Origin of the sequence: Halomonas sp. AOP43-A1-21 (assembly GCF_052376775.1) — a bacterium.
Classification (GTDB): Bacteria; Pseudomonadota; Gammaproteobacteria; order Pseudomonadales; family Halomonadaceae; genus Vreelandella; species Vreelandella colorata.
Map to the genome: position 1 here is coordinate 1 of NZ_JBQSWC010000008.1, position 24277 is coordinate 24277.

The 24277-nt window shown below is 55.3% G+C and carries 20 protein-coding genes; 11 read left to right on the forward strand and 9 right to left on the reverse strand.

Translation table 11 applies throughout. The annotated features are described in order from the left end of the window. The first annotated feature begins 9 nt into the window (after positions 1-9). The 3 genes from ACT3R7_RS06195 to ACT3R7_RS06205 all read left to right on the forward strand — a co-directional run bounded on the left by ACT3R7_RS06195 (position 10) and on the right by ACT3R7_RS06205 (position 5227). The gene (locus ACT3R7_RS06195) at positions 10-2172 is read left to right on the forward strand and encodes a methyl-accepting chemotaxis protein (protein ID WP_496198919.1); all 2163 of its coding nucleotides are present in this window, start codon (positions 10-12) and stop codon (positions 2170-2172) included. A gap of 136 nt (positions 2173-2308) precedes the next feature. After that, on the forward strand, positions 2309-4153 hold the full coding sequence (ilvD, locus tag ACT3R7_RS06200; protein ID WP_192539873.1) for a dihydroxy-acid dehydratase: 1845 nt from the start codon (positions 2309-2311) through the stop codon (positions 4151-4153). 18 nt (positions 4154-4171) lie between these two features. Beyond that, entirely contained in the window at positions 4172-5227 is a 1056-nt protein-coding gene (locus ACT3R7_RS06205) for an oxidoreductase (RefSeq protein ID WP_496198855.1), read from the forward strand. A 1300-nt stretch (positions 5228-6527) separates the two neighbouring features. Here the strand turns inward: ACT3R7_RS06205 and nudE are convergent. After that, the gene (gene nudE, locus ACT3R7_RS06210; RefSeq protein ID WP_018915500.1) at positions 6528-7127 is read right to left on the reverse strand and encodes an ADP compounds hydrolase NudE; all 600 of its coding nucleotides are present in this window, start codon (positions 7125-7127) and stop codon (positions 6528-6530) included. A gap of 71 nt (positions 7128-7198) precedes the next feature. Here nudE and yrfG point away from each other — a divergent pair, with 71 nt between their 5' ends. From yrfG to ACT3R7_RS06250, 8 genes are all read left to right on the forward strand, one after another. Next, the gene (gene yrfG, locus ACT3R7_RS06215) at positions 7199-7876 is read left to right on the forward strand and encodes a GMP/IMP nucleotidase (protein ID WP_192539842.1); all 678 of its coding nucleotides are present in this window, start codon (positions 7199-7201) and stop codon (positions 7874-7876) included. Further along, complete coding sequence (gene hslR, locus ACT3R7_RS06220) at positions 7876-8265, forward strand: ribosome-associated heat shock protein Hsp15 (RefSeq protein WP_192539843.1); 390 nt, start codon at positions 7876-7878, stop codon at positions 8263-8265. Before yrfG ends, hslR begins: the two co-directional genes overlap by 1 nt. Before the next feature lie 93 nt (positions 8266-8358). Next, positions 8359-9234, forward strand: a complete 876-nt coding sequence (hslO, locus tag ACT3R7_RS06225) for an Hsp33 family molecular chaperone HslO (protein ID WP_441676155.1) — start codon at positions 8359-8361, stop codon at positions 9232-9234. 311 nt (positions 9235-9545) lie between these two features. Next, complete coding sequence (locus ACT3R7_RS06230; RefSeq protein WP_441676156.1) at positions 9546-11102, forward strand: phosphoenolpyruvate carboxykinase; 1557 nt, start codon at positions 9546-9548, stop codon at positions 11100-11102. Between the two features lie 177 nt (positions 11103-11279). Next, positions 11280-13622 (forward strand): Tex family protein, encoded by a 2343-nt coding sequence (locus ACT3R7_RS06235; RefSeq protein WP_496198856.1) that lies wholly within the window; start codon positions 11280-11282, stop codon positions 13620-13622. 151 nt (positions 13623-13773) lie between these two features. After that, positions 13774-15414 carry a glutamate--cysteine ligase gene (gene gshA / locus ACT3R7_RS06240; RefSeq protein WP_441676158.1) on the forward strand — a complete coding sequence of 547 codons (1641 nt, stop codon included), beginning with the start codon at positions 13774-13776 and terminating at the stop codon, positions 15412-15414. Next, positions 15411-15911: a disulfide bond formation protein B gene (locus ACT3R7_RS06245; RefSeq protein ID WP_441676159.1), complete on the forward strand. Its 501-nt coding sequence runs from the start codon at positions 15411-15413 to the stop codon at positions 15909-15911. The genes gshA and ACT3R7_RS06245 overlap by 4 nt, the downstream gene beginning before the upstream one ends. Before the next feature lie 49 nt (positions 15912-15960). Continuing rightward, complete coding sequence (locus ACT3R7_RS06250) at positions 15961-16812, forward strand: alpha/beta hydrolase (protein ID WP_441676160.1); 852 nt, start codon at positions 15961-15963, stop codon at positions 16810-16812. Positions 16813-17001: 189 nt separating this feature from the next. Here ACT3R7_RS06250 and ACT3R7_RS06255 read toward each other — a convergent pair whose 3' ends face one another. The 8 genes from ACT3R7_RS06255 to ACT3R7_RS06290 form a co-directional block, all read right to left on the reverse strand. Then, entirely contained in the window at positions 17002-17415 is a 414-nt protein-coding gene (locus tag ACT3R7_RS06255; protein WP_192539552.1) for a RidA family protein, read from the reverse strand. Between the two features lie 11 nt (positions 17416-17426). After that, positions 17427-17834, reverse strand: coding sequence for an acyl-CoA thioesterase (locus ACT3R7_RS06260; protein ID WP_441676161.1), 408 nt, complete (start codon positions 17832-17834; stop codon positions 17427-17429). 70 nt (positions 17835-17904) lie between these two features. Continuing rightward, the gene (locus tag ACT3R7_RS06265; protein ID WP_444491308.1) at positions 17905-18585 is read right to left on the reverse strand and encodes an ATP-binding cassette domain-containing protein; all 681 of its coding nucleotides are present in this window, start codon (positions 18583-18585) and stop codon (positions 17905-17907) included. Next, positions 18578-19330: an ABC transporter ATP-binding protein gene (locus ACT3R7_RS06270; RefSeq protein ID WP_496198857.1), complete on the reverse strand. Its 753-nt coding sequence runs from the start codon at positions 19328-19330 to the stop codon at positions 18578-18580. The genes ACT3R7_RS06265 and ACT3R7_RS06270 overlap by 8 nt, the downstream gene beginning before the upstream one ends. Beyond that, positions 19323-20393, reverse strand: coding sequence for a branched-chain amino acid ABC transporter permease (locus tag ACT3R7_RS06275; protein WP_496198858.1), 1071 nt, complete (start codon positions 20391-20393; stop codon positions 19323-19325). The genes ACT3R7_RS06270 and ACT3R7_RS06275 overlap by 8 nt, the downstream gene beginning before the upstream one ends. Continuing rightward, positions 20386-21306 (reverse strand): branched-chain amino acid ABC transporter permease, encoded by a 921-nt coding sequence (locus ACT3R7_RS06280; RefSeq protein WP_193091896.1) that lies wholly within the window; start codon positions 21304-21306, stop codon positions 20386-20388. Before ACT3R7_RS06280 ends, ACT3R7_RS06275 begins: the two co-directional genes overlap by 8 nt. A 78-nt stretch (positions 21307-21384) precedes the next feature. Then, on the reverse strand, positions 21385-22527 hold the full coding sequence (locus tag ACT3R7_RS06285; protein ID WP_496198859.1) for an ABC transporter substrate-binding protein: 1143 nt from the start codon (positions 22525-22527) through the stop codon (positions 21385-21387). Between the two features lie 32 nt (positions 22528-22559). After that, positions 22560-24224 carry a benzoate-CoA ligase family protein gene (locus ACT3R7_RS06290; RefSeq protein WP_496198860.1) on the reverse strand — a complete coding sequence of 555 codons (1665 nt, stop codon included), beginning with the start codon at positions 24222-24224 and terminating at the stop codon, positions 22560-22562. Positions 24225-24277 lie beyond the last annotated feature (53 nt).

A 24277-nucleotide genomic window follows, 5' to 3' on the forward strand; every position in this document is an offset into this window, starting at 1 on the left:
GGAGCCCTGATGCGTAATAACCAACCTGTGACTCAACGCGAATACGTATTGAACGATGAGTCGGTATTGATTTCACGCTCTGATTTGAAAGGGCGGGTAACGTTTGCTAACTCCACCTTTGTTGAAGTCAGTGGTTATACGCGCGACGAGCTGATAGGTGCTCCGCATAATTTGCTTCGCCACCCCGATATGCCTGAAGCCGCCTACGCGGACTTTTGGAAGACCATTAAATCTGGGGCAACCTGGCAGGGTGTCGTCAAAAACCGGCGTAAAAATGGCGATTACTACTGGGTAAATGCCACCGTCGCGCCACTTCGGGATGGCGACCGCATCGTAGGATATACCTCGGTTCGCCGCAAAGTCTCACCGGAGGTCGTAGCCCAGGCTGCGCCTATCTATGCCCAAATGCGCGAAAAAGGGCAGGCACGACGCTATACGCTGGCACAGGGAGTACTGCGCCGTAAGGGGGTGCTGGGTATTTGGTCGCGCTTAGCATTTACCAGCTTAAAGGCTAGGCTCATCGGCATGGTGGTTGCTGCTCTCTTGCTACTGGGCTTGGCGGGTGGGTTGGGGGTTTATGGTCTGATCGAGTCGGGTGAGCGTTTGAATACCCTTAACCAGTCAGGATTGGAATCTATCGCCAATCTACAGCGCATTGAGCGGCGTCTGGGGCAGGTGCTTGAAACGCTTGAACCCGCCGTGCGTAATCCCCGGCGTGTGGATATAGACGTCGTTCGTGCTGATATCGAACAGCATACGTCGCAACTCAATGATCTATGGCGCGACTACCTGACAGACGAGGTCAATAATCAACAGGTACAGGCGTTCGATACAACCTTAAATGAGTGGTTAGTCAGTGTCGATGCGGCGTTAAATGCCATCCAAGCAAGCAACGGTTTCGCCGCTTTTGAAGCTTTAAACGATACTATTCAGCCACACACCGAAGCGCTGCGCGACATGAGCGGCCATCTGGTAGCCAGTGAGCGTACCCAGGCTGAAACGCTGGTGACACAAGCTCAGCAACGCCGCCAGCAGATGCTGATTGCACAGCTTGCCCTGATGGCGATTGGGTTATTAGTGCTGATTGGTTTAAGCACGTTTATTTTACGCAGTGTATTTCGCAGTTTAGCGGGCGCCCGGCACTTAACCTTCCAAATTGCCGCCGGTAATCTTGCTGCAAGCGAAAGCCGTACCACTAACGATGAGCTGGGAGAACTGCTCTACTCGCTGGACACCATGCGCTTTAGTCTGGCGAGCATCGTCAACGATCTGGAAGGTCGGGTATCTGTTGTAACACCGGCGATCAGACAGATCGCCGCAGAAAATGAAGAGCTCTCCTCGCGCACTGAGCAGCAGGCGTCATCGCTTCAGCAAACGGCTGCTAGCATGGAAGAAATCACTTCCACCGTGCAGCAAAATACCGAAAATGCCCGCCAGGCAACAGAGCTTGCACTACAAAATGCTGCCAGCACCCGCGACACCGGAAAGCAGATGGAAGCGCTGGTCGAGCGTATGCAGCGCATTGCGCAAAGCGCAGACAAGATGAACGAAATGATCAGCGTGATTGATGGGATCGCTTTTCAGACCAACATCTTGGCGCTGAACGCTTCTGTCGAGGCCGCTCGGGCAGGGGAACACGGGCGTGGTTTCGCCGTGGTTGCCAGTGAAGTGCGTAACCTGGCAGGGCGAAGTGCCGACGCTGCCCAGGAAATTCGCAAGATGATCGACAGCACCACGCAAGAAGTCAGCGGTGGCCGCAGTGCGGTTGAACAGGCCGAGCGCGCTATTGAAAATGTTATGCAGCAGGTAAGTCAGGTCAGCGTGCTGATGGAATCCATCAGCACGGCGTCCAATGAACAGAGTAGCGGTATTGGGCAGATTAACTCAGCCGTGGCTGAAATGGATCATGTGACACAGCAAAATGCCTCCAAGGTACAGTCCATCGCCGCGTCGGCTGACAATTTAACACTGGAAGCTTATGAGCTTGCCAACGTGGTGGATGCGTTTCGCTTAAAAGGCGTACAAGAAGAGAGCATTGTCACCGCACGTGAAAAGCTTCGGCACACGCATCAAACCGAACCGAAAACGGTCAAGCCTATAGCGCCAGCTAAAGCGGAGTCGAAGAAGAAACTGATCGTTCAGTCTCAACATGATGAGTGGGAGGCATTTTAACGAAACCTAGCATCTAGACATTGTGCTTTCTCTACATCTGGCCTGATGAGAGCGCTCATGCCACAATCTAGGGCGCTGGATTCACCTGCCCACCGCCGAGTTGGCAGCGGGCCAAAAAAAAGATGTAGAGGACACTATGCCTGAGTATCGCTCCCGTACGACCACCGCTGGCCGTAATATGGCTGGCGCTCGCGCTTTATGGCGCGCCACTGGTATGAAAGACGAGGATTTTCATAAGCCGATTATCGCGGTCGCCAACTCCTTTACCCAGTTTGTCCCCGGTCACGTTCACCTGAAAGATATGGGCCAGCTGGTCGCCCGTGAAATTGAAAAAGCCGGTGGTGTAGCCAAGGAATTCAATACTATCGCTGTCGACGACGGCATCGCGATGGGCCATGACGGCATGCTGTACTCATTGCCTAGCCGCGACATTATCGCTGACAGCGTCGAGTACATGTGTAACGCGCACTGTGCGGATGCGCTGGTTTGTATCTCCAACTGCGACAAAATCACCCCCGGAATGCTGATGGCCGCTATGCGCCTGAATATTCCGGTGGTCTTTGTGTCCGGCGGGCCAATGGAAGCAGGCAAAACCAAGCTTTTGGATCACGGTCTGGATTTGGTAGACGCCATGGTCATGGCAGCTGACGACAGCGTGGATGATGAAACGCTGGCCGAAGTCGAGCGTAGCGCTTGCCCCACCTGCGGTAGCTGCTCGGGCATGTTTACCGCCAACTCAATGAACTGCCTGACTGAAGCGCTCGGCCTGGCATTGCCGGGTAACGGCACTGTGCTGGCGACGCACTCTGACCGTCGTCGGCTGTTTGAAAACGCCGGCCATAAGATTGTCGAGCTAGCCAAGCGTTACTATGAAGGCAATGAGGCACACTTGCTGCCCCGCGCAATTGGCTCCAAAGCCGCGTTTAGAAACGCCATGACGCTGGATATCGCCATGGGCGGTTCCACCAATACCATTTTGCACCTGTTGGCCGCCGCGCAAGAAGCGGAAGTCGACTTCACCATGTCGGATATCGATCAGCTATCCCGCGAAGTGCCGCAGCTGTGTAAAGTGGCACCTAACACTCAGAAGTACCACATTGAAGACGTGCACCGGGCGGGTGGCATCATGGCGATTCTGGGCGAGCTTGATCGCGCAGGTGTGCTGGATACCTCGGTACCCACGGTTTACGGCGACAGTCTCAAGGCCGCGCTGGACGAGTGGGACATCATGCGCTCGCCCAGCCCGGAAGTGGTTGAGTTCTTCAAAGCGGGTCCTGGTGGTGTACCCACCCAGACCGCGTTCTCGCAAAGCACACGCTGGCCAAGCCTGGACGGCGATCGGGCGACCGGCTGTATCCGTAACCTGGAGCATGCGTTCTCGACCCAGGGCGGTCTGGCGGTGCTTTATGGCAATATCGCGCTGGATGGCTGTGTGGTCAAAACCGCCGGCGTCGATGACTCGATTCTGCTGTTTGAAGGCACTGCCCACGTAGTGGAGTCCCAGGATCAGGCAGTCGCCAACGTGCTGGATGGCAAGGTAAAAGAAGGCGATGTCGTAGTGATTCGCTACGAAGGCCCTAAAGGTGGCCCCGGCATGCAGGAAATGCTGTATCCGACCTCTTATCTTAAGTCCAAGGGGCTGGGCAAAGCCTGCGCACTGTTGACTGATGGTCGCTTCTCTGGCGGAACATCCGGTTTATCAATTGGTCATGTGTCGCCTGAAGCCGCCGCGGGTGGTGCGATAGGCTTGGTAGAGCAGGGCGATACCATTGTTATCGACATTCCCAACCGCACGATTAACGTCAAGCTTACCGACGCTGAGCTTGCCGCCCGCCGCGAAGCGATGGACGCCAAAGGCAAAGATGCCTGGAAGCCAGTCGAGCAGCGTCCGCGTAAGGTAACGCCTGCGCTCAAGGCCTATGCACTATTGGCTACCTCCGCTGACAAAGGGGCGGTGCGCGACCTTTCCAAACTCGATTAAACTTTCGCAAGGAGCATTATGAAAGCAACAATCAATGTGGGCCTGGTAGGTTATGGGTTCGCGAGTAAAACGTTTCACGTACCGCTCATTCAGGCCACGGAAGGCCTGGATTTAGTGGCCATATCTTCAAGTGACGCCGCTAAGGTGCGGGCTGACCTGCCTGATGTCGAGGTCGAGAGCGAAGCGCGGGCATTATGCCAACGTTATGATATTGACCTTATCGTGATTCCTACGCCCAACGATACTCACTACTCGCTTGCCAAAATGGCACTCACTGCGGGTAAACACGTTGTGGTGGATAAGCCGTTTACCGTGACGCTGTCAGAAGCCAAGCAGCTGAAATCGCTCGCCGTGGTGAAAGAGCGTTTGATCTCGGTGTTTCATAATCGTCGTTGGGACAGCGATTTTTTAACCGTCAAGGCACTGCTTGAAGCTGGCACGCTAGGGCGTGTCACCGGTTTCGAGTCGCGCTTTGACAGATTCAAACCTGAAGTCCGCGACCGCTGGCGCGAGAAAGCCGCGGCAGGTGGCGGACTGTGGTATGACCTGGGGCCACATCTGCTGGATCAGGCATGTGAACTGTTCGGAATGCCCAGCGCCATTTTGCTGGAGCTGGGCACACGCCGCGATGGTGCTCAAGCCGATGACGATTTTCTCGCGCTGCTCGCCTACGATGACCGGCGTGTTCAGTTAAGTGCCAGTGCATTAGTGGCCGAAGCGACACCGCGTTTCAGAATTCATGGCACGCAAGGCAGCTATGTAAAATACGGCCTGGACCCTCAAGAAGATCGCCTGAAAGCAGGAGAAGTACCCACCGTTAATTGGGGAGAAGATACCCCAGGTGCGTTAACGCTGCGCGAAGGTCAGGATGAAAGCGCATCGCTAACAGGCCATGAGCATCCTACTCAGCCGGGTAACTACCTAGCCTATTACCAGGGAATCGTCGAGGCCATTCAAGGCCGCGCTGCATTGCCGGTCGATATCGAAGCCGCGCTACGCTCGATGACGCTTTTGGAAGCCGGCCAGGATAGCTACCGCCAACGCCGCTGGATAGCACTCAAACCCCACTTTTAACCCCACACCGAATACCGGCGCCCGCTTCACACGGGTGCCGGTATTCGCTCGTCCCTTACAAAACGTATCGCTATCGACGGATCCGAAAATAGCGCAAATTCGTAGCGCGTGGTAAGCGAAGCGCACCCGCGGGAGCAGCGCGAAGCGCTGCCAGGTGATGAGGTGCAGAAGCATAAGTGCGGTGGAATAGCCAAGGCAGGCGAACCGCCGCCACCCGCGGGTGCTTTATTTGCTCGTCCCTCGCAAAACGTTACCCCGCGCTACGATTCTTGCGAATTCGAAAAATAGCGAGAACCCGTAGCGCGTGGTAAGCGAAGCGCACCCGCGGAAGCAGCGCGAAGCGCGGCCGGGGTTGGGTGATGAAAGCACAACAGTCTGATTTCGGTGGCAATGCCAAGGCGGCGAACCGCCGCCATCCGCGGGTGCCTTATTTGCTCGTCCCTCGCAAAACGTTACCCCGCGCTACGGTTGTTGCTGGGTCCGAAAATAGCGTAAATTCGTAGCGCGTGGTAAGCGAAGCGCTGCCGGGTTGAGTGATGAAAGCACAACAGTCTGATTTCGATGGCAATGCCAAGGCGGCGAATCGCCGCCACCCGCGGGTGCCTTATTTGCTCGTCCCTCGCAAAACGTTACCCCGCGCTACGGTTGTTGCTGGGTCCGAAAATAGCGCAAATTCGTAGCGCGTGGTAAGCGAAGCGCACCCGCGGAAGCAGCGCGAAGCGCTGCCAGGTGATGAGATGCAAAAGCATAAGCGCGGTGGAATAGCCAAGGCGGCGAATCGCCGCCATCCGCGGGTGCCTTATTTGCTCGTCCCTCGCAAAACGTTACCACGCGCTACGATTCTTGCGAATCCGAAGATAGCGCAAATTCGTAGCGCGTGGTAAGCGAAGCGCACCCGCGGAAGCAGCGCGAAGCGCGGCCGGGGGTGGGTGATGAAAGCACAACAGTCTGATTTCGATGGCAATGCCAAGGCGGCGAATCGCCGCCACCCGCGGGTGCCTTATTTACTCGTTCCTCGCAAAACGTTACCCCGCGCTACAATTTTTGCGAATCCGAAAAATAGCGAGAACCCGTAGCGCGTGGTAAGCGCCAGCGCACCCGCGGAAGCAGCGCGAAGCGCTGCCGGGGTTGGGTGATGGGGGCACGAAGGCATAGCATTGATGGCGAGCCCAAGGCGGCGAATCGCCGCCACCCGCAGGTGCCCTTATTTACTCGTCCCTCGCAAAACGTTACCCCGCGCTACGTTTTCTGCTGGATTCGAAAATTGAGGCCCGCGCTGAAAGGCGGGGCCGACATTACTTCACAACAAATCAGCAGCGTCTTGGCGCTTCTCGTCACGTAATTTATCGCGGGCGATATACAGCGCCGCTATGGCGCGGGCTTCATGAAAATCGTCGCGTAGCAGAAGGGCAGGCAGATCTTCGATGGGGTGGGTTTCGACAATCAGCGGCTCTGGTTCGTCGCCCGGCAGCCGTTTGGGGTACAGGTCAGTGGCAATCAAGACCTGCATACGGTGGCGCATATAGTTAGGGGCCAGTGAAAGCTCCACTAACGGCTCGATACGATGGGCACCAAAGCCGCACTCTTCCATTAGCTCCCGGTTCGCCGCGGTCACAATATCTTCACCCGGGTCTACCAGGCCTTTGGGAAGCGTTAATACGTAATCTTCAAAGCCTGCCGCATACTCGCGAATCAACAGTACATGGTCGGGGTCGGGCATGGCCACAATCATGACGGCGCCACGGTCAGCACCGGTCAAGCGCTCAAACTGGCGCTCCTCGCCGTTTGAAAAACGTAAATCCAACGACTCGATATGAAATAAACGGCTTTTGGCTACGCTCTCACGGGCGAGTATCTGCGGTTTGCGCAGGTAGCCGGAGGGAGAATCAGATGCCGACATACAGGCCTCCATGGCTGCTAAAAAGGGGTTAGGCTACAATAGCACGCTTACTCTTTTAGACTGGAGCGGCAATGATTGATTGGCGCGAAATTGATACCGTCCTGCTGGATATGGATGGCACGCTGCTAGACCTGCACTTTGACAGCCACTTCTGGCTTGAGCATTTGCCGCGTCGCTATAGAGAGCTTCATCAGCTTGATGAAGCGTCTCAAAATGCGCTTCAAAAGCGGATTATAGGCGAGCAGGGCACGCTTAACTGGTACAGCCTGGCGTACTGGAGCCGAGAGCTTAATGTCGATATTGTTGCGCTCAAGCGTGAGGTACAGCATTTAATCGGTTTACGTAGTGATGCGCTCGATTTTCTGAAATGGCTAAAGCAGGCTCACCCGCGCGTAATATTGGCAACCAATGCCGATAGAGCCAGCCTATCGCTTAAATTGCCGTTAACGGGGTTGGAAAACTACCTGGACGCCATCATTTCCTCAGAAGACGTAGGGGCAGCCAAGGAGGAGCAGGCGTTTTGGTTTGCGCTTCAAGAGATCGAACCCTTTGACCCTGCCCGCACCCTGTTTATAGACGATAACTCCCGCGTGCTGGAAAGCGCTCGCGAATTTGGTATTCGGCATTTGCTGGGTATTAAGCAGCCGGACAGCCAGCGCCCTGAGAAAGAGCTGCAGGAATTTATCGCCTTGGATCGATTTGCCCAGCTGCTGTCACAAGATCTTCCAGAGCAGCAAGGAGAGCGTTAATGAGCGACACCGTTCGCTTGGATAAGTGGTTATGGGCCGCGCGGTTTTTCAAAACCCGTGCGCTCGCCAAAAAAGCCATTGAAGGTGGCAAGGTGCACTACGACGGTGCACGTGTCAAAACCAGCAAGAATGTCGAGCTGGGAGCGCTGATTCGCGTACCTCAAGGCTGGGATATTTATGAAGTCGAAGTGATCGAGCTTTCTGACCAGCGCCGTGGCGCGCCTGAAGCACGCAAGCTCTATGCAGAGACGACAGACAGTGCCGAGCGCCGTGCCCGCGAGGCCGAAGCACGCAGGCTTACCAATGAAGCAATGCAGCACCCCCTCAAGCGGCCTGATAAAAAGCAGCGTCGCGATATACAGCGCTTTCAGCGTCAGCCAGGCGAGTAGCCGACGTTTCCTGCCTTGGGCTGCCTTCACCGTCCAGGGCAGGTTAGCCCGCCAAGTGCCTTTTTAAGTACCCTTTTATAGCAGGACCTTGTTATGTCTGATCAGATCCAGCGGTTCATGTTTGACCAAACCAATGTGCGTGGCGAAATCGTAACGTTGGCCACTGCCTACCACGAAGTACTCACGCGCCATGCTTACCCACCGGCGGTTAATGAGCTGCTCGGCGAACTGCTGGCCGCCGTCGCGCTGCTTACCGATACCATCAAACTGGACGGTACCTTAAGCATCGAAGTACGTGGCCAGGGCGTGCTGTCGCTGTTAATGGCGGAATCCAATCCCGGCGGCGAGCTACGTGCGATTGCCCGAATCGCCGAAGACAGCCACTTGCCCTGCGAACGGACGAGCTTTCGAGAGCTGGTCGGAGAAGGGCAGATCGTCATCACGCTCGACCCGCGAGAAGGCAACCGCTATCAAGGAATCGTCGCGCTGGATCATGAAACGCTTAGCGGCTGTCTGGAAGCCTACTTTAGTCAATCCGAACAGTTGCCTACCCGGTTATGGCTAGCGGCTGACGGTGAGCGTGCTGGTGGCTTACTGCTACAGCGCCTGCCCGATGACTCGCAGAATCAGGATACGGATGCTTGGGAGCGCAGCGTGGCGCTCGCCGATACCATCAAAACTGAAGAACTTCTAGGATTGGAGCAGCGCGAGGTGCTTTACCGCCTGTACCATGAGGAAACCGTACGCGTATTTGAGCCCAAGGCGCTGCGCTTTGGGTGTACCTGCTCGCGCGAGCGAATGGCTGACGCACTGATAACGTTAGGCGCCGACGAGCTACGCGATATTATGCGTGAACAGAGCGCGATCGATACCCAATGCCACTTCTGCCACACGAAATATCACTACACTGCGGCCGATATTGAGTCGTTATTGGATAATCCCGACGCGCTGCCACCGGTTATTCACTGATTTTGTAGTCGCTTATGAATGCATAGAGTAAAAAGGTTAGCTCGCAAAGGGCCAGTAGATACAATGCATTCGGCGGATCTGCCAAACGATCGTTTGAAAACTTACTGCGCTGCAACACAAAATATTGTGTCTTTGTAGTAGTTTAACTACAAAATGTTTGATGAAAGCCCCCGTTTCCCGGGGGCTTTCTTTTTGCAATAATGCGCCTGACTTCAGTAGGCCCAGCGAATTTTATATCGCTGGGATGACTTTTTTGGTGGCGTCAGTGACGCCCGGTAACGAGAGAATGGCCGTAAGGCCTAGGAATCGAAATGACCACGACTCAAGCCGCTCCCCGAATCCATGTGAATCTTAGCAGCGCCGAATTGATTGAGCGCGCCGTGGCCCGTGGTGAAGGCCGCTTGTCGGCTGATGGCGCCCTAGCCGTCAATACCGGTGTACGTACCGGTCGTTCGCCGAAAGACCGTTTTATTGTCGATGAGCCGTCCACACGTGACAGTATTGACTGGGGCAGCGTCAACCGCCCGTTCGATGCCGCGAAATTCGATGCTCTTTGGGAGCGGGTTGAAGGCTATCTGGGCGGTCGTGATCATTTCGTTTCTGAGCTGCACGTGGGCAGTGATTCCACCCACTATCTGCCGGTTCGTGCGACGACTGAAACCGCCTGGCAGAATCTTTTCGGCCGCACCATGTTTGTACGCCCGAGCGCTTACAACCCGGCGGGCAAAGACGAGTGGGTTATTCTCAACGCGGCGAATTTTGAGTGTGAGCCGAGCCGTGACGGCACCAACTCTGACGGCTGCGTGATCATTAATTTCGCCGCGAAGAAAGTGCTGATCGCCGGTATGCGTTACGCAGGCGAAATGAAAAAAGCCATGTTCTCAGTGCAGAACTTCCTATTGCCTGCGTCTGATGTATTGCCGATGCACTGCTCGGCCAACGTGGGTGAGGATGGCGAAACCTGCCTGTTCTTCGGCCTTTCGGGTACCGGTAAAACCACGCTTTCCGCTGATCAGGCCCGTTACCTGATCGGTGATGACGAGCACGCCTGGGGCGACGGTATCGTCTTCAACATGGAAGGTGGCTGCTACGCCAAGTGTATCGACCTTTCCGAGAAGAACGAGCCGGTTATCTGGAATGCCATCAAGTTCGGCACCGTGCTTGAAAACGTGGTGCTCAATGACCGCCATGAGCCTGACTACGCCGACGACAGCCTGACCCAGAACTCGCGTGCCGCTTACCCGCTTGAGCATGTAGAAAAGCGCGTTCCGGAAAACCTGGCGGGCGAGCCCAACGCCATCGTCTTTTTGACCTGCGATATGTCAGGCGTACTGCCACCGGTGTCGGTGCTTTCAAAAGAAGCCGCGGCGTACCACTTCCTGTCTGGTTATACCGCCAAAGTGGGCTCTACCGAAATGGGCTCTTCTGAAGGTTTGGCCGCTACGTTCTCTACCTGCTTTGGTGCCCCGTTCTTCCCGCGCCCGGCGCGTGAGTATGCTGATCTTTTGATCAAGCGTGTCGATAAAAAAGACGCCCAGGTTTACCTGGTGAACACCGGCTGGACGGGCGGCGCTTACGGGGAAGGCGGTTCGCGCTTCTCTATCCCGACCACTCGCGCCATTATCAGTGCGATTCAGTCAGGCATACTGCGTGATGTGGAAACCAAGCACATTGAAGGCTTGAATCTGGAAGTGCCGGTTGCCGTGCCGGGCGTTGACTCCAGCCTGCTCGACCCGCGCGACACCTGGGAAGACCGTGACGCCTACGATCGTCACCTGAAAGAGCTTGCGACCAAATTCGTGGATAACTTCAAGAAATTTGAAGGCGTTAGTGAGGCCATCATCAAGGCCGGCCCGCAGCTGACCTGATTATGAATGGCTAAGCAGAGCAAGCCATGCCAGAAGGCCGCCCCCGGGCGGCTTTCTGCTATCTGGGTGTTTGAACGCCCCGTTCTGGCTTTTACGTCGTGCCCAGGTAAAGCGGTTATAGACTGATTGTGATACCTTGTGAGCACTTAAAAATGCTGCATGAGTTAGTTGCAATTTATGGATGTCAATCAGCGAATTATTTCCCGTCTAGCCGATGAGCTAGGCGTGCGTACACAGCAAGTGGCGGCTACGGTCGAGTTATTGGATGGTGGCGCTACGGTGCCTTTTATCGCCCGTTACCGTAAAGAGGTCACCGGGGCACTGGACGATGTCCAGCTGCGTCAGTTAGACGAACGGCTGCGCTATTTGCGCGAGCTTGAAGAGCGCCGTGAAGCGGTACTGCTGGCGATTGACGAGCAGGGCAAGCTGGATGCGCCGTTAAAAGCGGCAATCCAGGCGGCAGAAACCAAGCAGCGTCTTGAAGATCTGTATCTTCCCTTTAAGAAAAAACGCCGTACCAAAGCGCAAATTGCGCGTGAGGCGGGCCTTGAGCCTCTCGCAGATGCGCTGCTGGCCAACCCAGCGCTTGACCCGGAAGCTGAGGCCGAGGGCTACCTGCGCCCGGCAGAGGGCGATATCCTGGCGGTTGAAGATGCCAAAGCGGCACTGGATGGCGCCAAGCAAATTCTCATGGAGCGCTTTGCTGAAGACCCCGAGCTAATCGGGCGGCTGCGCGAGCGGCTCTGGCAGGAAGGCGAACTGAGTGCCCGCGTGTTGGAAGGCAAACAGCAGGAAGGTGCTAAGTTTGCGGATTACTTCGAACACGATGAGAAGCTTGCCAAGGTGCCCTCGCACCGCGCGCTTGCCATGTTCCGGGGCCGTAACGAGGGCGTATTGAGCCTGGCCATTCGCCTGCCGGGTGAAGACGAAGCGCCCATTCATCCCGCCCAGGTCGCGATTGCCAAGCAGGTCGGCATTAGTGACGAGGGCCGGGCTGCCGATAAGTGGCTGGGTGAAGTGGTGCGCTGGACCTGGCGAGTGAAACTCTATACGGCACTTGAAACCGAGCTGCTGGGTCGCCTGCGCGAACAGGCCGAGCAAACCGCCATTGATGTGTTTGCGGCGAATCTAAAAGACCTGCTACTGGCCGCTCCGGCAGGGCAGAAAGTCACTCTGGCGCTGGATCCTGGTCTGCGAACGGGATGCAAGGTCGCCGTTGTCGATGCCACCGGGCAGTTTATTGACCAGGCGACGATCTATCCCCATGCGCCGCAAAACCGTTGGGATGAATCACTCAACGTCCTCTCGAAGCTGGTTAAGCAGCATGGTGTAGAGCTTATTGCGGTGGGTAACGGCACCGCCAGCCGTGAAACCGACAAGCTGGCCATTGAGCTGCTTAAAGCGCTGGCGCCAGCGCATCGGTTAAGCAAAGTAATGGTGTCTGAAGCCGGCGCTTCGGTATATTCCGCGTCGGAATACGCCTCCCGCGAACTGCCTGATCTCGATGTGACGATACGCGGCGCGGTATCCATTGCACGCCGTTTGCAGGACCCGCTGGCTGAGCTGGTTAAAATTGAGCCCAAGTCGATTGGTGTCGGCCAGTATCAGCATGACGTTTCCCAGGTACAGCTATCGCGCAGCCTTGAAGCCGTGATTGAAGACTGTGTTAACGCCGTCGGCGTCGATCTTAATACTGCCTCCAGCGCCTTGCTTTCGCGTGTGGCGGGATTAAGCGCCGCCATTGCGGAAAACATCGTGGCGCAGCGTAATATTCAGGGCGCGTTCAAAAGTCGTAAAGCGTTACTCGAAGTGAGCCGCTTAGGGCCCAAAACCTTTGAGCAGTGCGCCGGCTTCCTGCGTATCCATAACGCCGAAAACCCGCTGGATGCCAGCGCTGTGCACCCCGAGGCGTACACCCTGGTTGAGCGTATTGCCAAGCAAAACGGCCGCGAAGTAAAAGGCTTGATTGGCGATAGCGTGGCGCTGAAAGCCTTGAAGCCCGCTGATTTCGCTGATGAACGCTTCGGTATTCCGACCGTCAGCGATATTTTGAGCGAACTGGATAAGCCGGGACGTGACCCACGCCCTGAGTTTAAGGCCGCTGAGTTTCGGGAAGGGGTGGAAACCTTAAAGGATCTCAAGCTGGGTATGGTATTGGAAGGCACGGTAACCAATGTGACGCCTTTTGGTGCTTTTGTGGATATCGGTGTTCACCAGGACGGCTTGGTGCACATTTCCGCGCTGTCTGACCGCTTTATCGATGACCCGCGCAGCGTGGTCAAAGCGGGCGATATTGTATCGGTCAAGGTAATGAGCGTGGATATTCCCCGTAAGCGTATCGGCCTTTCCATGCGCCTGGATGATGAGCCTGAGCAAGAGCAAAGTGCGCCAGGCAAGGCCTCCCGCAGTGATACGCGCAAGCCCGCGCGCAGCCAACGCCAAGGGAATAAATCCAATGAAGCGCCTGCTCCGATGGGCGCTTTAGGCGCTGCGCTGTTAAAGGCGCGCAAAGGTAAATAGCCGCATGTCTTGAATATTTAATGGTTGCCGCCATATCCTGCCTCTTATTGTTTATGAAATGGTTTATAAAACTGTTTATGGAAATGCTGGCGATGCCACCTGATTTCACCAAGGCCCGCAGCGCGGGCGTTACTGACAAGGAGTGTTCACCTTGCCTGAACCACTCACTGTGCCAACCGCGTTAACCGCCCAGGTTGAGCGTTTGCTGCCCAGCGCCCGCCTGGGAAGATTAGGCCGCCTACGCCGCGGTGTGGAAAAAGAAGGGCTGCGCGTTGACGCCCAAGGGCACATCGCTCAAACACCGCATCCCAGTGCCCTGGGCTCTAAATTAACGCACCCACATATCACGACCGATTATTCCGAGTCATTGATTGAATACATCACGCCGGTGTATTCGCAGCCGCGCGAAGCGCTAGCGTTTTTGTCCGACCTGCATACGTTTACCTACCAGCATCTCGATCAAGAGTGGATCTGGCCAGGTAGTATGCCCTCGCGCCTTTCGGGTAACGACAGTATTCCGATTGCCGACTACGGCACGTCCAACGTGGGTACCATGAAGCATGTGTACCGCAAAGGTCTGGATGTGCGTTACGGGCGTATCATGCAGGCCATTGCCGGCGTGCATTACAACGTCTCGCTACCCGAAGATATGTGGCACTCCCTGCGCGAGATGGAAGGCGCGAGCAATATTCCGTTTAACGACTACCGTTCCACGCGTTATTTTGGCCTGATCCGTAATTTCCGCCGCCATAGCTGGCTGCTGCTGTATCTGTTTGGCGCCTCGCCCGCGATAGATAAAAGCTTTCTACCCGAAGGTAACGTACCCGAGAAGCTGCAGGCGCTGAACGACGATACCTTCTACGCGCCTTACGCCACCACGCTGCGCATGTCTGATCTGGGCTACCAGAATAAAGTCCAGTCGCAGCTTAAAATTTGCTTCAATTCGCTATCCAACTATGTGAATACGCTGCGCCATGCGATCTCATCGCCTTGGCCGGATTATCAAAAACTGGGCGTTAACGAGGGCGGTGACTGGCAGCAGCTAAACGCCAATATCCTGCAAATCGAGAACGAGTACTACAGCGATATACGCCCCAAACGGGTTGCCAAGCACAATGAAACGCCCAGCCAGGCGCTTGAAGCGCGGGGTGTTGAATATATTGAAGTGCGCTGCCTGGATTTGAACCCGTTTGATCCTTTAGGCGTCACTGAAGCCCAAATGCGTTTCGTCGATACCTTCCTTATGTGGTGTCTACTCAGCGATAGCCCATGGATTTCCGATGAAGAGTGCGACCGCCTGGACGATAACCGGCGCTGGGTGGTGGAGCGCGGACGCGATCCTGAATTGACGTTGATTCGTCAGGGCCAGACCACTTCGGTACGTGAGTGGGGCGAGCAAATCATTGCCGAAATGCACGAAGTAGCCCGCCTGCTGGATGCGGTCGAAGATGACGCGCCTTATGCAGCGGCGCTGAACGAGTTGGCCCCACGTTTGAAAGACCCATCGCTTACGCCGTCTGCTCAGATGCTGATGCGTATCAAAGAGGGCAACGGCTCGTTAAGCGATACCCTGCTTGCCTTGGCTAAAGAGCAGGGCGAAAAGCTTAAGAACACGCCTATGCTGCGCTCACGCGAAGCCTTGCTTGCGCAGTTGATCGAAACCTCGCATCAGCAACAGCACGATATCGAGGCCGCAGATCAGGTAAGTTTTGCCGAATTTTTAGAAACCTACTTTACCAAAGCGCGTGAATCCCGTGCTCTGTCGGCGTTACCACCTGAGGATAGCCAATGAACCAGGCAGCACTTCGTCCAGTCGCCCTCGCGGGCCTGGCATTTTGTGTATTGATGATGGCGGTAGCGCTCGGCCTTGAGCATATTGGCGGGTTTGAACCCTGCCCACTATGTGTGTTTCAGCGCGTAGCGGTGATCGTCGCAGGGTTAATCTTTGCGGTAGCAGCTATTCATAACCCTGGCGGCAAGGTAGGCGCAGGCATTTATGGCGCGCTGGGGCTAGCGGCAGTAGGAACGGGCGCCTTTATTGCCGGACGCCACGTCTGGCTGCAAAGCCTGCCTGCCGATCAGGTACCTTCCTGTGGGCCTGGTCTTGATTACATGATGGATGTGCTGCCCATGAGGGACGTCATTTCCATGGTGCTGAATAGCTCAGGTGAGTGTGCTGAGATCGACTTCATGTTCCTGGGCTTCTCACTGCCTGCCTGGACGCTGCTTGGTTTCGTGATACTCGCACTCGTGCCGCTGCGTATGTTGTGGTTAGCCATCAAACGCTAATGTTTTAAGCTGTCGGCTATTACTCAAAAACAATAAATAGGAGCACGACGTGCTTTATCGACACTTCGCCACACAAGAAGAGATCGACCGGGCCTACGATCCAATGCTCGGTCGTGACCCTCAGGTTTTAGTCCAAGATTGGCAACAGCGTAGTGAAGCGTCACGCGCAAAACACCGGGTGACGCTGGATCTTGCCTATGGTCCTTCCACTGCCGAGCGCATGGATATCTTCCATGCACAAAGCGCGGATGCTCCTGTGCATGTTTTCTATCATGGCGGCTATTGGCGCTCATTAAGCCATCGTGAGTTCAGCTTTATAGTCGATGGTCTCGTCAAGGCGGGCATTACGGTAGCCGTGGTCAATTACGCCCTGTGTCCCGTGGTGCGTTTTAGCGAGTTGGTTCGGCAAAGCCAGGCAGCCGTTGCCTATATCTATCGGCATGCAAAAGCGTTAGGTGTCGATCCTTCTCAACTGAGCATTTCAGGGCATTCAGCAGGCGGGCATTTGTCGGCCATGCTCGTTGCGACCGACTGGGAAGGCGGCTTTGGCTTGCCCAACCAGTTGATTCGTGGCGCGCTGTGTATCAGTGGTTTATATGATCTGCGGCCATTTCCATGGTCGTGGCTGCAGCCGAAGCTGCAGTTAAGCGGGCGAGATGTTCAGGAATTCAGCCCGTTATGGCTGCCGTGCCGGGTATCGGCGCCAATGCAGTTAGCCGTGGGTGGCCAAGAGCCTGCCGAGTTTGAACGGCAAATGACGGCTTATGGCGAGCAATTACTGCGCGACGGCCAGCAGGTAGAGCAACATTTATTCAATGAAGCTGACCACTTTTCAATTCTTGAGCACTATCTTGAAGGAGGGTGTTTTATTGAGTGGATCAAGGCATTCCACAAGATTTAGGTTCTGTCTGAAAAGTCGACGAGCGATGATAAGACAAGGCAAAAATCGGCGAAGAAACGGAGTTTACTCGTGTAAATGAGTATTATGATCGGACTCGCGCGCGAGCTGATTTTTAACGCAGTATTATCGAGCACAGGCACTTTTCAGACAGGGCCTAGCAGCGCCCCTTTTGGGGGCGCTTCCTTATCTCTAGGCGCCAGGAATCATCGCTGTGGCTTCGATTTCCACCTTGGCCTGGTCTTCGACCAGACCTGCCACTTGAACCATGGTCATCGCCGGGAAATGCTTACCCAACACTTCGCGGTAGGCAGCACCGACGTCTTTGAGTCGCGCCAGATACTCCCGTTTATCCGTCACATACCACGTTAATCGCACGAGATGCTCAGGGCCTGCGTTAGCCTCTTTCAAGACCGCTACAATATTTTGCAGTGCCTGATTCACTTGAGCGACAAAGTCATCGCTTTCAAATATCTGGTCGGCATTCCAGCCAATCTGCCCGCCTACAAAAACGGTCTGGCCCGAAGCAAGCACACCGTTGGCGTAGCCAGCGGCTGCTTTCCAGGAAGAGGGATGGAGAAGCTGATGAAAAGTGGCGTCACTCATGTTGGCTATCCTTATTGGTTTTCGACGGTAATATGCTGGCGTATCGCATCGTTCCATGGCATAGACTTACCGCTACTTAACTCCATGAATACAAGCGTTAAACAACTGGTTAAGCGTTTCTGCTCACCGCAGTAAGCAATAACCTGAAGGTTTAGGCTGCTTCGCCCTACGGCCTGAACACTCAATTCAAACATAAGTCGTTCGCCTAGTCGGCTCGGCGCGTGGAACTGGGTCTCGATAGAAACAGTAGGAACCCCCGTACCATTTTCCACGTGCAGCTGGTTAAAGCCGTGGTGCAGAACCTCTTCGAACCAGTCCTCTACCACGGAGTTAATCAGCTCAAAATAGCGCGGATAAAAAACGATACCCGCGGGGTCACAATGCTGAAAACGAACCTTTCGCTGTGTCGTAAACGCCATTGCTCCTCCTGTTTATTTTCAGCTGTTTTGTTAACTAGGTTTTTAACTAGATTCTTAACTAAGCTATTAACTACACGCCCAGATAGCGGTCTCGAAGCGTGCTATCAAGTAAAGCTGGCTTGCCATCCCACACCGTACAGCCTTTTTCGAGGATGGTGCAGCGGTCAGCAATGGGGAGTATTTCACTTAATGACTTATCCACCAGCAGCGTGGCCTGACCTTGCTCCTTGAGCAGGCGAATCGCTCGCCAGATCTCTTGGCGAATAACCGGTGCCAGGCCTTCGGTGGCTTCATCGAGCACCAGAAGGCGCGGGTTGGTCATTAATGCGCGGCCAATGGCTAACATCTGCTGTTCGCCACCCGAAAGCGTCTTGGCCATTTGTGCGCGGCGTTCTTCCAAGCGTGGAAAGAGAGTTTCGACTTTATTTAACGTCCACTCGCCGGGCCGTGCGGTCACCATCAGGTTTTCGCGAACGGTGAGATTAGCAAAGCAGCGTCGGCCTTCAGGAACCAGGCCCAGCCCCGCTTTGGCGATTCGGTAAGCAGGCAAGCGGCGTAGATTTTGAGCATCAAACTCAATGCTGCCTTTACTTGCCGGGGTCAGCCCGAATATCGAGCGAATGGTCGTGGTTTTGCCCATACCGTTGCGGCCCATCAGCGCGACCATTTCACCGGCGTTGACTTCCAGATTAACCCCAAATAGCGCCTGGGAAGGCCCGTAGAAGGTTTCAATATCGGCAACTTTAAGCATCATCATTCCCCAGGTAAGCTTCCCGAACGCGAGGGTCCTGTTTGATTGCATGGCTATCCCCATGGGCGATCACGCTACCCGATACCAAGACAGAAATACGATCAGCCAGCCGGAACACAGCCTCCATGTCATGCTCAATCAGCAGGATAGGCACTTCGTGTTTCAGCGCTTCGAGCAGCTCGGTAAGCTTGGCTGATCCTTCAGGGCCCAGGCCCGCCATGGGTTCATCCAGCAGCAGGGCGCGCGGTTTGAGCGCCAGGGCACAGGCGACTTCTACCTGGCGGCGTTCGCCATGCGAAAGCTCCGATACCGGCGTCCAGGCGCGGTGGCTCAGTTGCATACGCTCAAGCGCCTCATAGGCAGGTTCCAAAAGCGCCTTGTCGCGGGCAACGGGTTTCCAGAAACGGAAGCTATGACTTTGCAGCGCCTGAACGCCCATCATTACGTTACGCATAACCGATAAGGGTTCTGCCAGGGATGAAACCTGAAAGCTGCGCCCCAAGCCAAGCCTTGCGCGCTGAGCAATGCTCATCTGGGTAATCTCGGTACCCGTTAGGAAGACGCTGCCCTCATCAGGGCGTAAATTGCCGGCTATTTGTCCAATCAAAGTGGATTTGCCAGCCCCGTTAGGCCCGATAAGCGCATGAATCTCGCCTTGATGCAGTTCCAGCGATACATCGTGAGTCGCCTGTAAGGCACCAAAGCGCTTGTGCAAATGTTGCAGCGAAAGGATTACATCACTCATTGTGCTCCCTCCCGGCAAGCCAGCCCATTACACCGTGCTTGGCAAACAGCACAACGCCTAATAGCACTAGCCCAAGGAAGAGCTGCCAATATTCGGTGATCCCGCCTAGCAGCATTTCCATCATGACAAACAAGATAGCGCCAGCAAGCGGGCCATAAAGGCGCCCAACACCGCCTAAAATAACGATAACCATCAGCTCGCCGGAGAAGTGCCAACTGAGCATCGTTGGGCTGACAAACCCGTTCAAATCTGCATACAGTGCGCCAGCAAGTCCGGTAATCGCGGCGGAAATCACAAACGCTACCAAACGAATGGGGTAGGGGCTAATGCCTGCTGTCGCCAAGCGTACATCGTTTAACCGCGCCATGGTCAGTGCCGCCCCAAAGCGTGATTTCATCAGGCGTGAGGTAATCGCCATCGCTAGCACAAGGCCGGTAAAGCAGATAAGAAAGTAGGTTAATGCGTTAGTGGTATCGACTAGGGGAAGGCTATTGCGCAGGTAAATAGGCAGGCCATCTTCGCCACCATAGGTTGGCCAGGAGTTGGCAAAGTAATAAATCATCTGCGCAAAGGCCAGGGTAATCATGATGAAGTACACCCCGGTGGTGCGCAGCGAGATAGCCCCGATGGCCAGCGCCAGAAGCCCGCACAGCACAATAGCTGCTAGCCACACTACCAGTAGGCTATCGCTGCCCGGCACGTTAAACGGCCAGGACATGAACGGTGTCATATCAAAGGCGTGATAAGCACTGATCCCCGCAATATAGCCACCCAGGCCGAAATACGCGGCGTGGCCAAAACTCACCATACCGCCGTAGCCAATGGCTAAGTTAAGGCCCACGGCCGCCATGGCAATAATCGTGATTCTGGACGCCAAATTAACGTAATAAAGATGGCCCAGAAAGTAAGCGGCGATGGGTAACAGTAGGAGTAGGCCGAGCAGAATCATCTGCACAATGCCCTTACGCCCAAAGTGGCTATCTACCTGGGGAGCGGGTGCCATGTCAGCATCCCCTTGGTTCGGCATCGGCGTGTTCTTGGACACAGGTGTGTAATTAGTCATGGGCAGAGAACAATCCCTTCGGCTTGAACGCGAGAATAAGGGCCATGAGGATATAAATCAGCATCGCAGCTAGCGCCGCTCCGGTGCCGGCTGCCTCGGATGGCGGCATAAAGGCGCGGAAGAAAATCGGTAAATAAACCCGGCCAAGCGTATCCACAACCCCTACCAGCAAGGCACCAAAGAGAGCCCCTTTGATAGAGCCGATCCCCCCAATTACGATGACCACAAAGGCTAGAATCAACACCGGCTCGCCCATGCCCACCTGCACGGACTGCAGCGCACCGACCAGTGCACCCGCCAAGCCCGCAAGTGCTGCCCCCAAGGCAAATACCACGGTATACAGCCGCGCGATATTCACCCCTAACGCGCCAATCATTTCACGGTCACTTTCCCCAGCCCGAATACGCATGCCTAATCGCGTTCGGGAAATCAGCAGGTAAAGAGCAATCGAAATACTCACCCCCACGCCAATCAGCATCAGCCGGTAAAGGGGGTAGTTGGTACCGCCCGGCAGCGTAACAAATCCGGTTAACCAGGAAGGTGGGCTTAGCCACAATGGCGATGAGCCAAACATCCAGCGTGTGCCTTCCGAGAAGATCAATATAAGCGCAAAGGTTGCCAACACCTGGTCTAGGTGAGGGCGGTGATACAAACGGCGTATCACTAGGAGTTCAACCAATGCACCTACCAGGGCCGCGGCGGTAATGCCCGCGCCGAGCCCAATCAGAAAAGAGCCTGTCGAGGCGGTCACCGCCGCTGTCGCGTAGGCACCCACCATATAAAACGAGCCGTGGGCGAGATTGATAAGGCCCATCACCCCGAATATTAGCGTGAGGCCACTGGCCATCAAAAACAGCATGGTGCCAAGCTGTACGCCGTTGAGTAATTGCTCAATTAACAGAGTAACGGACACGTCGGGCATCCTTTAACGAAAGAGAGTGGAGATGGAAATTAGAGATGGGCTGGGTGAAGTCACCCAGCCATGCTGATCTCACATCTGGCACTGTTCGAAGTAAACGTCCTGAATATCTTCGATAGCGATACCCAGCAGACGGTTGGTGGGTTGACCATCATCGCCTTCTACTACTTCACGTACGTAGATATCCTGGATGGGGTGGTGATTAGGGCCGAACCGGAACTCGCCACGTACGCTATCAAAGTCGGCGGCACGCAGCGCTTCACGGAAGGCGTCTTGATCGTCAGGGTGAGCGACTTCCAGAGCGCTTAAAATCAGGTTCGCGGTGTCAAAACCCTGCGCTGCATAAAGGGTCGGTGTCCGGCCGTAGGCTTCTCGGAAGCTGTCTACAAAGCGATGATTGGTTTCATTATCCAGATCATAAGCCCAGAGCGACGTATTACGCGCGCCAATGGCCGCGCTGCCCACTGCCTTGATAAGGATCTCATCAAACGAGAACGCCGCGCCGAAAATGGGAATATCCACGCCCGAGCTTTCCCACTGCTTCATAAACGAGATGCCCATGCCGCCGGGTAGAAAGAAGAACAAGCTATCGGCATCGCTGGCGCGGATCTGAGCAATTTCAGCCGCGTAGTCGGTTTGGCCCATCTGGGTGTAGAGCTCGTCGACTACGTCACCTTCGTAAAGGTGCTTGAAACCCGCCAGAGCGTCGGTACCAGCCGGATAGTTAGGCGCCATGATGATGGGCCGTTCATAGCCTTCTTCGCGCATATAAGCGCCCATGGCACCGTGCAGGTTGTCGTTCTGGTAGGCCACGTTAAAGTAGTTCTCGTGGCACATACGGCCGGCTAAATCAGAAGGCCCGGCGTTGGGGGATAGATAAAAGGTGCCCTGGCGGGTGACGGTGGGAACCACGGCCATCGCAAGGTTGGACCAGATAATGCCGGTAAGGATGTCTACGTTATCACGCTGCATAAACTCATTGGCCAGGCTGCGCGCCAGGTCAGGGCGATTAGCATCATCCTGGATGAGCACTTCAATCTCATCCTGTCCCGACTGTTCCATCGCCAGCATGAAGCCATCGCGCACATCGACACCCAAGTGAGAGCCACCGCCTGAAAGCGTCGTGATCATGCCGATTTTGACGTCCTCGGCATCGGCCATCGCGACGCTTGAAGAGAGCAGAAGGCCAAGGCCTAAGCGAGTCATGTTTTTCATGGTTATTCCCTCATTGTAGTTGTAGCGTTTTATTACTTAGAGGTGGATACGTTAGTGTCAGGAAGGCCGTTATCCGCGTAATACGCCTGATTCAATCGAAAGCGCTGGACTTTACCGGTGGTGGTTTTGGGCAGCGTATCGATAAAGCGTATTGAGCGAGGGTATTTATACGGCGCAATCGTTTGCTTAACAAAATCTTGCAGCATTTGTCGGCAAACATCATCTTCCTCAAATCCATCGTTTAAAACCACAAATGCCTCAACAATCTGGCCTCGTTCCTGGTGTGGCGCGCCAATCACGGCGCACTCCTTGACGGCGGGGTGGGCAAGCAGCGCCGACTCCACCTCCGGCCCGGCAATGTTGTAGCCTGCTGAGATAATCATGTCGTCATTGCGGGCGGCGAAATGAAAGTAGCCTTCTTCGTCCTGATAAAAGGCATCGCCGGTAATGTTCCAGCCATCGGCGACGTAATTGCGCTGACGCTTATCGGCTAAATAGCGACAGCCGGTAGGCCCGCGCACCGCTAATTTACCGACCGTACCACGCGCCACATCACCCATGGCGTCATCTACAATGCGCGCCTGATAGCCTGTCACTGGTTTGCCCGTGCAGTTAGGCCGGTGGTCGTCCAGGCGGTTAGTGATAAAGATGTGCAACATCTCAGTGGCGCCGATACCGTCGAGTATTGGAACCCCCGTTTGTTTGATCCAGTCGTGATAGATAGGTGCTGGCAGCGTTTCGCCTGCAGAAACCGCAATGCGCAAGCTACTCAAGTCGGTACGGCTAGTGGGCGCGGACAGCATGGCGCGATAGGCGGTAGGCGCTGTGAACACCACCGTTGCCTGATATTCGCGGATGATTTCCATCATGTTGGGTGGGGAGGCATGCTCAAGCAGCACGGCCGTTGCGCCAAAACGTAAAGGGAAGATGGCAAGCCCGCCCAGCCCAAAGGTAAACGCCAGTGGGGGAGAGCCGACAAACACATCGTCCGGGGTTACCTGCAGCACTTCCTGGGCGTAGCCATCGGCAATGATCAGTAGGTCACGCTGAAAATGCATGGTGGCTTTAGGTGAACCGGTAGTGCCGGAAGTGAAGCCCAGCAGTGCTACGTCATCGGCCGCGGTATCCACGGCATCAAACGTTATCGGCTTGTCTAACGCCATACGGTCCAGTTCTGCGTCATGGTTCGCTGTGCCATCAAAGCCGACCACCCGTTTGAGAAATTGGCTTTGGGCCTGGCTTTCCACGAGTTCTTCAAGCAGGCGGGTATCGCATAAGGCTAAACTGATTTCCGCCTTATCGATCACCTGGTTCAATTCTTTGCTGCGCAGCATGGGCATGGTGTTAACTACCACGGCACCTGCTTTGGTCGCCGCTATCCAACAGGCCACCATTGCCGGGTTATTGGCTGAGCGAATCAACACCCGCTGGCCGGGGATCACGCCCAAATCGTCTACCAAGACATTGGCAAGGCGATTGGTCCACTCGGCGAGCTCACGATAAGTGCGGCGGCGCCCGTTGCCTGCCAGGGCAATGCGTTCGCCGAATCCGTTGGCGACCAAGCGGTCACAGAGTTCCACACCCGCGTTTAGCCGCTCGGGGTAATCAAAGCCTGAAAGCAGAAATTCTGGCTGTCCATCAGTGGGTGGCAGGTTATCCCGCGTAAACGTGTCCACATGGGCCGACTGAAAGTACATACCAACCTCCGTATTTAGTGTCGTTGTTTATTCCTGACGACGTCTCAACGAAG

Coding starts and splice junctions, on each gene's coding strand:
- ACT3R7_RS06265 (WP_444491308.1), bottom strand. CDS start 18,585: ATGCTTAAAGTTGCCGATATTGAAACCTTCTACGGGCCTTCCCAGGCG.
- ACT3R7_RS06255 (WP_192539552.1), bottom strand. CDS start 17,415: ATGAGTGACGCCACTTTTCATCAGCTTCTCCATCCCTCTTCCTGGAAA.
- yrfG (WP_192539842.1), top strand. CDS start 7,199: ATGATTGATTGGCGCGAAATTGATACCGTCCTGCTGGATATGGATGGC.
- ACT3R7_RS06245 (WP_441676159.1), top strand. CDS start 15,411: ATGAACCAGGCAGCACTTCGTCCAGTCGCCCTCGCGGGCCTGGCATTT.
- ACT3R7_RS06270 (WP_496198857.1), bottom strand. CDS start 19,330: ATGAGTGATGTAATCCTTTCGCTGCAACATTTGCACAAGCGCTTTGGT.
- nudE (WP_018915500.1), bottom strand. CDS start 7,127: ATGTCGGCATCTGATTCTCCCTCCGGCTACCTGCGCAAACCGCAGATA.
- ACT3R7_RS06285 (WP_496198859.1), bottom strand. CDS start 22,527: ATGAAAAACATGACTCGCTTAGGCCTTGGCCTTCTGCTCTCTTCAAGC.
- hslO (WP_441676155.1), top strand. CDS start 8,359: ATGTCTGATCAGATCCAGCGGTTCATGTTTGACCAAACCAATGTGCGT.
- ACT3R7_RS06205 (WP_496198855.1), top strand. CDS start 4,172: ATGAAAGCAACAATCAATGTGGGCCTGGTAGGTTATGGGTTCGCGAGT.
- ACT3R7_RS06290 (WP_496198860.1), bottom strand. CDS start 24,224: ATGTACTTTCAGTCGGCCCATGTGGACACGTTTACGCGGGATAACCTG.
- ACT3R7_RS06235 (WP_496198856.1), top strand. CDS start 11,280: ATGGATGTCAATCAGCGAATTATTTCCCGTCTAGCCGATGAGCTAGGC.
- ACT3R7_RS06275 (WP_496198858.1), bottom strand. CDS start 20,393: ATGACTAATTACACACCTGTGTCCAAGAACACGCCGATGCCGAACCAA.
- ACT3R7_RS06195 (WP_496198919.1), top strand. CDS start 10: ATGCGTAATAACCAACCTGTGACTCAACGCGAATACGTATTGAACGAT.
- ACT3R7_RS06230 (WP_441676156.1), top strand. CDS start 9,546: ATGACCACGACTCAAGCCGCTCCCCGAATCCATGTGAATCTTAGCAGC.
- ilvD (WP_192539873.1), top strand. CDS start 2,309: ATGCCTGAGTATCGCTCCCGTACGACCACCGCTGGCCGTAATATGGCT.
- ACT3R7_RS06260 (WP_441676161.1), bottom strand. CDS start 17,834: ATGGCGTTTACGACACAGCGAAAGGTTCGTTTTCAGCATTGTGACCCC.
- hslR (WP_192539843.1), top strand. CDS start 7,876: ATGAGCGACACCGTTCGCTTGGATAAGTGGTTATGGGCCGCGCGGTTT.